Genomic DNA, 12,881 nt, shown 5'->3' with positions numbered 1-12,881 from the left:
GCGTCCCCTGGTCTTCGTGTCCCAAATTTACTGCCTTCGGCTGTTTCGTTTCAAGAACCAGACTTCCGCTCCGGCTATAAGTAGAAAGGCTGTGATGGGATAAAGGTACTGGCTAATGGGCCGGGGTGTTTCCAGGAACAGATAATACCAGGTTGAGAGGGATCTTTTCAGTTCGGTTTCTCCATTGGAGCCGTCCCAGGCAGAAAAAGCGATGGGGATAAACTTTCCAATTTCAAATTGGTAGTCATGGTCTTTATCCTGGGTGGTTAAAGCTCGCTTAAAAAGGACCTTCCATTGACCGTTTTTATAGATACCTTTACCTTGAAGGGTCTGGCTTTCCTGACTTTGTAGGGTTTCTTTGAATGGGCCACTGGCATTGGATTCCTTAACACCCTGCCATTCGGCTTTCCATGTCCATAAATAGACCGGTCTTTCTGAATCGCCCATAATAAAGTATGGCTTTATGAAACCGCCGGGATCTGGCTTGACAGGGAATTGGATAGCAATGGCATCGCTGAATTTTTGGGGACTTCCTGGTTGAGGGGCTGAAGGGTTACCTTGTTGAGAAGCAGATTGACTTTGTTGACCTTCTGCCGATGCAGTTTGTGGGATAGCACCCGGAGGGGAAGGATCTTGGGTTCTATCATTCCACATAACCAGGAAAGCAATTTCCTTAGTATTATGTACAGCCTTTACGAAGATAGAATCAAGGGAAGGCGTGAATAATCGGGGTTCTATAGTAATCTGGCCGGAAAGTGGAAAGTAGTAAGCAGGTAGCTCATTCCATCGTGGGTCTTCAGGTTCTGTGGGTAGTTCACCCGGGATAAGCTTTGCCCTGAGCACAGTAACTTCGGGTTTATTTTCAGGGGATAAAGATCTTACATAATAGGCCAGATCCCAGGCATCTTCTGGTTTTTCAAAGGAATCCAAAAAGGAAGGCATGGGAGTTCCATTGATCCCTGTTATGATTCGCATATAGATATCTTCCACCGAACCACCCCCTCGGAAAGTCCAGTTTTTTGTCAGATCGGCAGGTTTTATAGGGAATCCCCAGTTATCCTTAAGTTCCGGGGCCGAAGGACCATCACCTCGCCCTTCCTGTCCATGGCATTTCCAGCATTCTATATCCTGAAAGAGCTGCCGTCCTTTCTCGAGATCAGGTTTGGCAGGTTTCGGCGTTGTGGCCACTTTCTCTGCGGTTTCCGAAGCAAATTTAGGAGAAAAAGTTTTAATATAGTGAACCAATTGCCAGCGGTCCGCTTCGCTCAGTTGTTGCCAGGCCGGCATGGAAGATCCCGGCATCCCGAAGCTGATGGTTCGGAACAGATCTGAATCTAAAGGAAGTTGCCCACCGGGGGTGGTTCGGATCTTGTAAAGACCTGCTGTAAAATCTCGAGGTTTTGGAAATACGAAGGGTTCTGATACTCCCTTTCCCTCTCCATTATCCCCGTGACATTGGGCACAATTTTTTTGATAGAGGGCTTTACCTACTTCGAGGTTTTTTTCGGGAGGTTGCGCTTCTCCGGCATGAACAAAGTTTAGATTGAGAAAAAAAATCAGGAGTACCACAGAAATCCAACCGTAGAAGTTAAGTGTCTTTTTCATTTAGTCCCGTAAAACGTAACAGAAGCCAGGAGCCAGAGGTCAAAAACTAAAACTGCTTCTGACTTCTGACTCCTGACTTCTGACTCCTGGGTTATGTTATTGGCCTTACTCCCACTTCCTGGGCTGATAACCGGTGGCTTCATATAAATAAAGAATAACGGACCAGATGTCGTCCGCTGTGAGATAGTTTTCCCAGGCTGGCATCGCAGAATTCCAGGGAGTTGCTTCTGTTGGAAGATTGGGTCCACCCTTGGCGATTCTCCAAAAAAGATAAGATTCTTGAAGCTGTGCAATGGTCCCCACATCGGTAAAATTTGCAGGCTTCGGATTAAGTCCCTCGGCAAAATGGCCTTCTCCGTTTAACCCATCTCCATGGCAGTAGAAACAATTTTTAAAATAAATGGCCTTGCCTCTATTTACGTGCTCCTGGAAATGCTCTTTATCGCCCCTCAAGGGATTTCCTAACCCTTGAAGCTTAATGGTTCCATTACGAAAACTAATGGTATCCGGAGGGGCCGGGTGAATGGTTCGTAGTTCTGCCGGAGGTTCTATTTTTGGTTGAACTCTCAGGTAAACCAGGTAAGTTGCCAGTATGGGAAGGATGATAAAGATAATCGCTCGAATTCCCCTAAACCTGGGATCATAAAGCGTTGCATGGATGGGACTCAGGAAGCTTTTCCAGGTCTCCTCACTGGAAGAAACAAAGAGGAAAATTCCGAAAAGGGTAATAACCAGGTAAAGCAAAAATAAGCTTTGGGGAATGGGAGGGTGAATCCCGTATTTAAAAATAAGAATAGCGATAACAAGGAGTAGAATGGCATGTATAAAAGAGCTTTTCAGAATAGACATATATTAAAACGGAAGACATAAAACACAAAGCGCCTCTGGAGGCCTTCAGGTCTTATGTTTTACGTTTTATCCTGATAACTCATCGTTAAGGCTCTTTCAAATGGAGTAAGAGTTTGTCATTGCAAGGGGCGATATGAGCCGAAGCTCAGGGTAAAGCAAAGGGGACAAAGCCATCCCTTGAAGTCAAGGGATGGCTTCGCGGAATTTACCTGCAGGTATCGAAGGGCTCGCAATGACATGCTACTCGTTTAATTACAAATAGGTATGACCCTACTGAGATTTATTCTGTTCAGAACCTGCGGTTGGGCTTTTGCTACCCTGGGATTCGGTTCCTTCCTTCTTCTCGGTTTCTGCCGGTTTAGCTTCGGGGACCGGTACGGAAGAAGCCTTTGTCTCCTGGACCCCTTCCTTCTTTTGACCTTCAGCAGGTTGAGCTCCTTTACCCGGTTCACCACTCTCCGGCGATCCTCCTTTTAAGGTCATAAGAAAAGCCACCAGATCCATAAATTCTTGGGCTTTCAGTTTCTCCCCAAAATCTTTAGGCATTAATCCGGCAGGATATCCGGCTACTACCTTTGCATCGGGATCCAGAATGGATTCCATAATATAATCGGGTGTAGCAATAGCTCCAATGGCTGAAAGATCTGGAGCCCTGGGTCTTCTGGGTTTACCGACACCTGGGATAATATGGCACTGAACACACACTTCTGCTACGGCCTTTCCGGCTTCAGGATTTCCTGGGAGTTTCAAGGGAGCAGGTGCTGCAGGAGTCGCAGAAGCGGCGGTAGCAGAGGCTTCAGAAGGGATATCCGAGGGTTTAACATCGACCGTCCCCCCCAGACTTTCGAGGAATGCTACAACGGCTAAAATCTCCGTTGGATTTAAAGAAATGGGAGGTTTATTAACCGCAGGCATAATGGGAGGATACCCTTCCACCACATAGGCGGTGGGATTAATAAGAGATTCTATCAAGTATTCCTTAGCGGATTTTCCCGGCTCACGTGTGGCGGCTCTGGCTCCTACTCCTGCTAAATCAGGAGCTCGGGGTCCTTTTTCGCCGATGGCATGGCAAAGTGCGCATGTTCCTTTTCCATAAAAAATATCTTTACCAGCCTGAACCAGAGCTTCTGGAGTGAGGTTCTCTTTACTTAGAGAAAGCTCCTTGGGAGGTCTTGACTCCAGTTGCGGAATACTATTGGCATAATAGGTAAAAATACCTATAACAATCAGCGTAAACAAAACAACTTTAAGCCCGATAAATTGATTGGATCCATTCATGTTGTATAACCCCCTTTCAGCTTGGCAGTGGTTATTCCTTCTACTTCCTCCTCAACCTGTTCCTCAAGGATCTTTGTTTTTTCTCCAAGATGACCAATCCAGAAGATAAAGAAGACGAGGGCAAAAAACAGAAGAACACAAATGGAAACCATATCGGCTGCAAAGCCCAATGTCGGGGAGAAAGCTTCGGGGGAAGTATCACGCATAACTCCATAAACGTGCCAGTGTTGTCGAATGGCCGACCGGGCATATCCCATGAGTCCCATAAGCCAGGTAAATGTAATGGCAACGAGGAAAAGCGCGTATTGAGAACGGGGTGGCATTTTTCCCCACCGAATGGGTCCGATCTCTTCTGCATTACGGAGCATAAAGATATCCAGGATCATGGTCAGGATAATAGCGCTCAATACGGCTAAAACCTGATAAACCGAATATCCAATTCGCACGATGGCTTCTACAAAGTAACCACGAACTCCGTAAAAGACTACAATAAAAGCCGCCAGGAAGAGAATAAGCCCTTGAAGAACCACACCGGTCTTAGCCCAGGAAACCCTGGAGATTTTATTGCCCCGCCGATAGAACAAAAAACTAAGAAAAGTACTCAGAATCATGATATTGACCGCGGTATTTTTAGCGGACATAACCCCCAGAACTCCCAAAAGAGGATGGTGAGCGCCACCCATTTTTCTCGCTTCTTCCAGACTGGCCACCAGGCTATGGGGAGTTGCCCAAACCAGTGTACCAACAACTAAAACCAACAAAATAAGCCGGGTATACAGTCGATATCTTTCGGCCCCTGGGATCCGCTCCATACCGATCCACAAATAGTAATTACTTGCCAGGAAAATAATTCCGATAAGGATCGCCTGAATAATCCAGAGCCAGGACAGAAAACCCCCCATCATGGTGATTCCCAGTTGTTGATCAAAGGCATAAATTTCTCGACCAAACCAATACCCGGCAAAGGGAAGAACAATAAAGGCTTGAATGGCTATAAAATTCCCAATATATCCCATCCAATCGTAATGGGCTCTTTCTTCCTCGGTTTTAGAAGATAAAAATCGAAAAGCCGCGTAGGCCGCCGCAATGGAACCTCCAAAAACGATATTGGCGATCAGCCGATGAATATTTAAAGGCATCCACAACGGATTGTTAATCGCCTTCCAGAGGCTAACCAGATTACCTTTTTCATCCACTCCACTGGGACTCATCATAAAGGTCGTCCAGGCATCGGTAATAAAAAGGACGGCAATCCCAAAGAGATTTAGAAGTACCCCTAAGGCCAAATGGAATTTTTTCTTCTCCCCCTGTAACCACTCCCAGCCGTACCAATAAAGATAAAGGGTGAAAGTTTCTCCAAAAAAGAGAAAAGGATAAATCCATAAGGTGGGAGAGAAGATGTTCGATAAGTAATTAAAAAACTTGGGATAAAGGGTGATAAATAAGAAGGTAAGGATGGCTCCCCAGATAGCCGTTGCAGAAAACGCGATTAATAGAAGCTTGGTAAACTCTTTGGCCAGTCTGTCGTAACGTAGTTTTTGCAAGGGGTCTCGGGCATAGAATCCGATAAACTCCACAATCACTGCAAAAATAGGAACACCTAAAATAAAGGCTGCAAACATCAGGTGTAATTGTGCTGCAATCCACATGATTTGTCGGCTTCCTATATACGGAAATGCCCGATACTCCACAGGTTGATCACCGGCAGGTTGTTGGGCAAACGCCGAACCTATCAGGATCACAAAGAAAAGCAGAGAAAAGATGAAAAAAACTTTACGATTTATTTTCCTCATAAAGCAATTGGAGACTCACGCTTTCCAGCAGAAAACGAGACTCTCTATTGTAAATTTTTTCACTCAAATTCCCTCCAGGACCCTTATTTAAAGGTCAACATATACGGCCCATCTGCACGCATATGAGCAAACAAGCGGTCATTCTCCCAAATACCCATCCCAAAATAATAAGGTTTTTTGAGATCTTCAAACTGAATATCAAAATCTTTGTTCTCGGTCACCAGGGCCCGACCGATTTCTAAAGTCCAGGTACCCTCTTTATAAACCCCCTTAGCATTGATGACATCCCGGCCTTTGGGAAGGGGTCCTATCACCCAACCCGGAACAGTATCCCCTGACTTTACAACGCTGGGATCCAGGGGAACTTCGTTACCTTTCATCAAGAAAGGCTCCTTATTGGGCCCCCCTTTGGGCATCCATTTAGGGGCGTTATTTTCGATATTTCTTACAAAGGGCTCATCCCCGGTCCCATCCCATTTATGAGCGGCATAGAGACGTTTTTCCTCGTCCGGCTGATCTTTTTTACTGACCACCGTATTGTCCAGGTGACCATTGTCGATCTTTCCCAACGGATTGGAGTGAGCTGCCTTCCATTGCCAGATATCCGTATATTGCCCGGGACCGTTAGTGTGCATGCGATCTTCCCTCTCTTCAACATGGCAGAGAGCCACGCAACCTTTTTCATTAAATCCAGTAACAGAGTCCTTAATATTCCATTGAAAGGCCAAACGATCTTGATCCGCATCCCAGGATTGACTTCCTCCATATCGAGGCTCCTGCTTAATGGACCAGGCCCCATCTTTGAAAACCCACATATCCATATTAATGGATTCTGTCTGGTCTGGCCAGGTAATCAAGAAAAATATTTCCTTGTCTGTATAGACCGATTTAAGCTTCGCCTCCGGACCATCTTTTGTTTGAATTTTAACCTCTTTAGCTTTTTGCCAGACCTCATCACTCCCATCCCCATCTACCTTCGGAGCCATATCCACTTTGATAGATTCAACGGGAATAGGAGCCTGTTGGGCTAAAACAAAAAGATTGGTTGGTAATAGCGTTATACCTATAGTAGTCCCAAGAACCCCGGCGAAAATCCTTACTCTCATAACACATCCACCTCCTAAGGTTAGTTAACTCACGTAAATATTTCCTCCTACTGTTCAAAGATCAAACGGGTTAAAACGCTTTTAAGATCGCTTGTAAACTCGAGGGGTATCCCTTTGGATCATTTCTAATTGAAGGGAGAGTACCTTATAAAGGCTTATTATGTTTAATTATATCATTTATCCGAGGAAGGTTTGTCAATAAAAATTTAATGGAAAACTCTACTTTATGAAAACCAACGGTAAGGGAACAGAAGGTTTCCTGGATTTGAGACTGGCTTTCTCAACCTGTAGAGGAAAATGGGAGGTTTTACTGATCGGGTTGACGCTTTTTTACATTCGCTGCCTTCATCAGTAATTCCAGCACCTCATAGGGTTGCGCGCCCACAACTCCTTGCCTGTTGATTACGAAAGTCGGAACCCCTGTGATTCCCATAAGATAAGAGCGGTGCCAATCGGAATCAACGGCTTCCTTAAAGGTTCTTTCCTCAAGCACAGCCTGAGCCTCTTTATCTGAAAGACCCACAGATCGGGCTATATCTATGAGTACTGGAATCTTTCCGATATTCTTACCCTCTCCAAAATAAGCTCGAAAAACCGCCCTATGAAATTCATCGCCCTTACCCTGGGATTCTGCCCATTTACCTAATTCCTGGGCTAAACGACTGTTATAGGTCATTCTACGTTCCCCAAAGGGTAATCCTTCAACGGCGGCTACTTGCTTCAGGCGAGCCATCATGATGGCGAGATCCAGAGAACGGCCCGCAAAAAGTTCTTCCAGGGTCTGTCCCTCTTCTGGAGTTTCGGGATGAAGAGGAAAAGCCCTCCATTTAATTTCTACCTCATAGTTTTTTCGTAGTTCCTCAATACGTCCCGTACTGAAATAGCACCAGGGTCAAACATAGTCTGAGAATACTTCAAGAATTGCAGGTTCGGCCATAAACTTTCTCCTTTCCTTTTGTAGTTAAAAGTTGAGTCCGTACCACTAAGTTGTCTTTTTTCAAATGCTTTTCTAAGCCCCTGTCGGTGTCTGAGTCCTATCGAAACTTCATAGGGTCTACTCCTCAGGCTATGGTCTAAAGCCACGGTCAAAGAATGCCTTATGTACAGGTTCCCCATCTGGTTTCGTGACAACCCGTAAATACTTACCTACTTCTGGAATGAATGCCCAATGATGAATCCGACCATTGGACGGTACTTCCATACAAATAGGGCTAGAAAGTATACTCGACCCATTTCACTTTCAGATAAGATTAAGATTCACAGGTATGTTAAAACAAGGGATATTATTCAGAAGTACGTGGTTCGGCCATCGCGGTAGGACGAGTTACCCAGCCGCCCCGTATAGATCCCAGCAGGCAGTTTTCCTGCAACCCATTGTCATCTGCTCTATGCATGCTGAGGGGGCTGTATCACGCTTTAGGGTCCGAGACAATCCATTCCCTCCACATCTTCATCGTTCTACACCTTGTTTGCGGGTATATACCTGCCTAACGCTCCGGCTAAGCTACGGCACACGAGGACCGCGGGGACCTTCGCCTGGGTCCTTCTACGCGCCGGCAGCTTCAGCTGGTTGTCAGACCACTTCACAAGATTGCCTCCATCTCAGTTCACGACGAAGCAATCAACGCCGCAGCGTGATTACATTCACTGATCTGTCCAATTCTCGTGCGCCGGTAAACCGAGTGTGCTACCTTGCGCCGTGAGATAACACTGCCAGGATCGCAACCTCTCAGCCGGCGAAAGTCGCCTATCTCACGGGGCAAGGCGAGTTCGCTTTTCATCGTGGCGGAGCACGTTGTGTCCGAGGTCTCGCCGAATACATCGGTCGAGTGACATGAAACCGACACGCGAGACGCGTGTGCCACCATCCCGCAACTTTAGAGGTTGCGGAACATGCGGCCGGTGTCCCGCACGGCAAGACTCGTCCGTTGATGCCATCGTCTCACGCGTCCAGGCACCGCCGCACGGCGGCCAGCAGCACGTCGGCTTGAAGAGGCTTTTGGAGAAAATTCTGGCCCGGTTGCGGTATCAATTTCCGGCCGGCGAGTTCCACGCTGTAACCTGTCATATAAAGCACCTTCAAATCGGTCCGGTCGGCCTGCAGCCGCCGGGCCAGCTCGTGGCCACTGATCCCGCGCGGCATCACCATGTCGGTCAGCAGCAACGCCACCTCCGCGCGATGTTGTTCCCAGCGTTCGAGGGCGGCCAGCCCGTCCGGGGCTTCGATCACCCGGTACCCGTGCCGTTCCAGTACCGCACGCGTCATCAGCCGCACAGCCTCGTCGTCTTCGACCAGCAGGATGGTTTCCGTGCCTCCCGGCGGTCTGGCAACCGCTCGGGCTACCGCCGCAGCCGCGGCGGGCTTGGACAGAGCGGGCAGATACGCTTCAAACGTCGTTCCCTGTCCCACCTGGCTTTCCACCTCGATCCAGCCTCCGTGCTGCTTTATGATTCCAAACACAGTGGCCAGCCCCAGGCCCGTGCCTTTGCCCGGTTCTTTGGTGGTGAAGAAAGGCTCGAAAATGCGGGCCAGGTGTTCCGGCGCAATGCCGCAGCCGGTATCGGTCACGCGCAAGCCCACGTAGTCGCCGGGTAAGATATCGCCGTGCTGCCGGGCGAGCATTTCGTCCACGGTTCTGGTCAGCGTCTCGATGCGCAACTGACCGCCCTCGGGCATGGCGTCGCGGGCGTTGACGGCCAGGTTCATCAAGACCTGATCCAACATGCCGGGGTCCGCGTGTGTCCACAGCGGCATTGGGTTCAGGTGCAGTTGTAAGCGCACGTCCTCGCCGATGATCCGCTGCAGCATCCTGGCCAGGTTGGTCACGACCTCATTCAGGTCCACGTCGCGTGGCTGCATCACCTGGCGGCGGCTGAACAGCAGCAACTGCCGCGTGAGATTCGCCGCCCGCCCGGCGGCGGCGCGAATCTGCCGCAGGCCGTCTTTGATCTTCGGACTCACTTGTTCGTCCATGTCCAGCAACTCGGACTGCATGATGATCGTGGTCAGGACGTTGTTGAAATCATGCGCCACGCCACCGGCCAACTGCCCGATCGCCTCCATCTTCTGCGACTGGCGAAACTGCTCCTCCAACCGGCGTTGGTCGGTCACGTCGCGCGAGTTGAGCACGATGAACCCCTCGGCGGCCTGCTCCGGCAAGCTGCGGCCCACCGCTTGGAGCAGCCGCCACTGGCCGTTCTTGTGCCGCAACCGGCATTCCACCCTCACGGACTGGCCAGGTTGAGCCACGGCCTGCCCCAGCGCTGCCCGGACAGCAGCCAAGTCGTCTGGATGCACCAGATCAAAGACGCTGCGGCCCAGCCGTTCCTCCTCGGTGTAGCCGAGGATTTGTTCCACCGAAGGACTTTGAAAACAGAGCAACCCCTGGTTGTCGATCACGTGGATCATGTCCGGCGCATTCTCGATCAGGAGGCGGAAACGCTCCTGGGCCAGCCGCCGATCGGTGATGTCCCGCGCCACGCCCACGATGCGTACCACACGACCCGACTCGTCCCGCACGGGAAACGCCATGTCCCGAATCCAGCGCACCTGGCCGTCGGGCCGGACGATGCGGTATTCGACGTCATACTCGCCTGTGGTCTGCCGGGTGGTGGCGGCTTCCAGCACGTGCGGGCGGTCGTCGGGATGGATGGCCTCCAGCCAGTCGCGCGGGGAGGCATACAGGTTCTGCGTGCTGCGACCCCAGATGCGCTCGTAGGCCGGGCTGACGTAAAGCATCCGGTTTTTCTCCGGGTTTGTGACCCAGAAAACCTCCTCGATGGTCTCGGCGATTTCGCGGAACCGTTCCTCGCTGGCGCGCAGGGCCGCCTCGGTTTCCTTGGCCGCTGTCACGTCCACCATGATGCCGCGCAACCTCACCGGGCGGCCGTCCTCGACGACTACCGTCACCAGATCCCGCAGCCACACCACGCGCCCATCCGCGGCCAGCATGCGGTATTCGAGCTGATGGTCCTTTCCGGCGCGGGTGGCGGCAACACAGAAGTTGACGGCCCGTTCACGGTCGTCCGGGTGCAGGTGGCTAGCCCAAAAGTCCGGCTCGTTCAACCAGCGTTCCACCGGGTAGCCCAGCAACCGCTCGGCGTGCGAGCTGACAAAGGTGAAGTGGAATGTGTCGGGATCGGCTTCCCACACGATGCCGTCCACCGTACGGATGAGTTCGCGCAAGGCCTGCTCGGCGCGTTGCCGCTCGCGTTCCCGCTCGTGCGCCTCCAAGGCAAACCCGATGTCCGCCGCCAGCTCGTCCAGCAGGTGCAGTTCTTCCTGGTCGAAGAAGCCCGCCACGCTCGCGTAAAGGTTGAACGTGCCTACCGTGCGGTCCCCCACCTGCAGCGGCAGGGAGGCCATCGCACGGCAACCGCGCGCCAGTGCTGCGTCACGCCAGTTGCGCGCCCGCTCGTCCCTGGCGATGTCCAGGCACACAGCCCGCTCGCCCTGCTGCAGCGCGTGATAGGTGAAGGCGCAGTCCGGTTGCGGGCCTTCCACAAAGGCACGGACCACTTCGATCGTCTCCGGCGTTGCCCCCGCGTGGGCCGTGACCCGCAACCACCCGTCCGCCCCGGCCAAACCGATCCAGGCCAGGCAAAAGCCGCCTTTTTCGACGGCGATGCGGCAGGCGCTGGTCAGCAACGCCTGTGGGTCTTTTTCGCGGACGATGGCCTGGTTGATACCGCTCAGCACCGCGTAAGTGCGGCTGAGCTGGCCGATGCGCGCCTCGGCAGCCTTACGCTCCGAGATGTCCAGCACGCTGCCGCGCACGATCGTCCGCCCCCCTAGTTCCATCCGCAGCAACCGTACCTCACAGGGGATGTCGCGGCCGGTGGCGTCGCGGTGCATCCACTCGAAGACGGGTTTCTCGCCGGCAAGCGCGGCGGCAATGAGCGCACGGGCTTTGGTTTCAGAAGGTTGGCCGTCAGGTTGGACTGGCGGGCTGAGCTCGACCGGGCCGACCCGGGCCAGCTCGGTGGCGGGCAGCTTGAAGAGCGTTTCGGCAGCCGGATTGCTATGCACGAAGCGGCCGGTCTCCACGTCGAGCAGCACCACCGCCTCGGGCGCATGGTCCACCAGCAGGCGAAAGCGCTCCTCACTCTCGCGGAGCGCCGCTTCGGCCTGCTTGCGCTCGGTGATATCGCGTGTGATGCCGAGCACCGCCACGATTCTCCCGGTCGCGTCGGTCAGCGGGCTGGCGTGGGTCTCCAACCAGCGGCGTCCACCCTTGAGGCCGACGATCTGGAATTCAAGCGTATCGGACTCCCCGCGCATCACCCGCTCCGTCAGTTCACGGAAGGCGGAGCGGTGTTCCTCCACCACAAGCGGATACATGCAGTGGCGCTCGACCTGCTCGAACGAATCAGCTTCGAGCATCTGCAATCCGGCGGGATTCATGGCGAGCAGCGAGCCATCGGCTGCCAGGAGCTTCACGCACTCCGGTTCGCTCTCGAAAATCGCCCGGAAGCGCGCTTCGCTCTCGCGCAACGCGCGGTTGGCTTGTTCGAGTTCGGCGACTTTCTCCTCCAGTTTGCGGACCAGTGTTTCGCTGTATTCCTTGAGCACGATTGCTTCCTCGCTTTCTCCACCGGGCGGTCGCAGATGGCGGCAGACTTCCGCGACGAACGTGTCCGGGTTGATGGGTTTCTCCAGGTAGCCGGTGCAACCCGAGTCCAACGCCTTCTCGCGATCGCCGACCATCGCGTAGGAGGTCACGGCGACAATCGGCACTCCGGCCAGCGCCGGCTCGGCGCGCAACGCGCGCGCAACCTCATAGCCGTCCATATCGGGCAATTGAATGTCGAGCAGGATGAGATCGAACCGCTCCTGCCTGGCGCGCGCGATGCCAGCCGGGCCGTCGGGCGCGTGGACCACGGTGAAGCCGTGCTTCTCCAACAGGAACGTGGCGAGGTAACGGTTCTGCTCGTTGGCTTCGATCAGGAGGATTCTAGCTTTCATGAGAGGCTCACCACGAATACACGAAAGATACGAAAACCGAAAGACAGGTCGGCCCCTTGCGTCCATTTCGTGTCTTTCGTGGTTTCATTTCTGGTCAAGTGGCAGCGTGAAGGTGAACGCGCTACCTTTGCGCAATTCGCTCTCGGCGTTGAGGCCTAACGATCCTGCTTCAGTTGCCGAGGGGGCGAACAGGTCTTCAAAGTCAACCACTCCCCCCGCCCGCCACCCTCGGTCAACTACAAGCCAAGTTAGGCAAAATCCCCCTTCCTTCTTGCCTTCTCCCCC

General features: G+C 52.3%; 7 protein-coding genes. All 7 read right to left on the bottom strand.

Features of this window, described 5'->3' with window-relative positions:
* Positions 1-27: 27 nt before the first annotated feature.
* The 7 genes from VNM22_13470 to VNM22_13440 all read right to left on the bottom strand — a co-directional run bounded on the left by VNM22_13470 (position 28) and on the right by VNM22_13440 (position 12,596).
* Positions 28-1,605: a c-type cytochrome gene (locus VNM22_13470; GenBank protein HWP48169.1), complete on the bottom strand. Its 1,578-nt coding sequence runs from the start codon at positions 1,603-1,605 to the stop codon at positions 28-30.
* Between the two features lie 105 nt (positions 1,606-1,710).
* The gene (locus VNM22_13465) at positions 1,711-2,454 is read right to left on the bottom strand and encodes a cytochrome c (protein HWP48168.1); all 744 of its coding nucleotides are present in this window, start codon (positions 2,452-2,454) and stop codon (positions 1,711-1,713) included.
* Positions 2,455-2,724: 270 nt separating this feature from the next.
* Positions 2,725-3,732 (bottom strand): c-type cytochrome, encoded by a 1,008-nt coding sequence (locus VNM22_13460; protein ID HWP48167.1) that lies wholly within the window; start codon positions 3,730-3,732, stop codon positions 2,725-2,727.
* A complete protein-coding gene (locus tag VNM22_13455) occupies positions 3,729-5,525 on the bottom strand; it encodes a cytochrome ubiquinol oxidase subunit I (protein ID HWP48166.1) in 1,797 nt (598 codons plus the stop codon). Before VNM22_13455 ends, VNM22_13460 begins: the two co-directional genes overlap by 4 nt.
* 83 nt (positions 5,526-5,608) lie before the next feature.
* Positions 5,609-6,631, bottom strand: coding sequence for an ethylbenzene dehydrogenase-related protein (locus VNM22_13450; protein HWP48165.1), 1,023 nt, complete (start codon positions 6,629-6,631; stop codon positions 5,609-5,611).
* Positions 6,632-6,938: 307 nt separating this feature from the next.
* Positions 6,939-7,568, bottom strand: a complete 630-nt coding sequence (locus VNM22_13445; protein ID HWP48164.1) for a DsbA family oxidoreductase — start codon at positions 7,566-7,568, stop codon at positions 6,939-6,941.
* 1,005 nt (positions 7,569-8,573) lie between these two features.
* Complete coding sequence (locus VNM22_13440) at positions 8,574-12,596, bottom strand: PAS domain S-box protein (GenBank protein HWP48163.1); 4,023 nt, start codon at positions 12,594-12,596, stop codon at positions 8,574-8,576.
* Positions 12,597-12,881: the final 285 nt, after the last annotated feature.

The organism is Candidatus Limnocylindrales bacterium (assembly GCA_035559535.1).
Lineage (GTDB): Bacteria > Moduliflexota > Moduliflexia > Moduliflexales > JAUQPW01 > JAUQPW01.
The sequence above is the reverse complement of the archived record's forward strand: the minus strand, read 5'-3'. Positions and strand labels throughout refer to the sequence as shown.

Bases quoted from the DNA above. Each gene is read 5' to 3' on its own strand.
- VNM22_13465 (HWP48168.1), bottom strand. From the start codon at position 2,454: ATGTCTATTCTGAAAAGCTCTTTTATACATGCCATTCTACTCCTTGTT.
- VNM22_13440 (HWP48163.1), bottom strand. From the start codon at position 12,596: ATGAAAGCTAGAATCCTCCTGATCGAAGCCAACGAGCAGAACCGTTAC.
- VNM22_13455 (HWP48166.1), bottom strand. From the start codon at position 5,525: ATGAGGAAAATAAATCGTAAAGTTTTTTTCATCTTTTCTCTGCTTTTC.
- VNM22_13450 (HWP48165.1), bottom strand. From the start codon at position 6,631: ATGAGAGTAAGGATTTTCGCCGGGGTTCTTGGGACTACTATAGGTATA.
- VNM22_13460 (HWP48167.1), bottom strand. From the start codon at position 3,732: ATGAATGGATCCAATCAATTTATCGGGCTTAAAGTTGTTTTGTTTACG.
- VNM22_13470 (HWP48169.1), bottom strand. From the start codon at position 1,605: ATGAAAAAGACACTTAACTTCTACGGTTGGATTTCTGTGGTACTCCTG.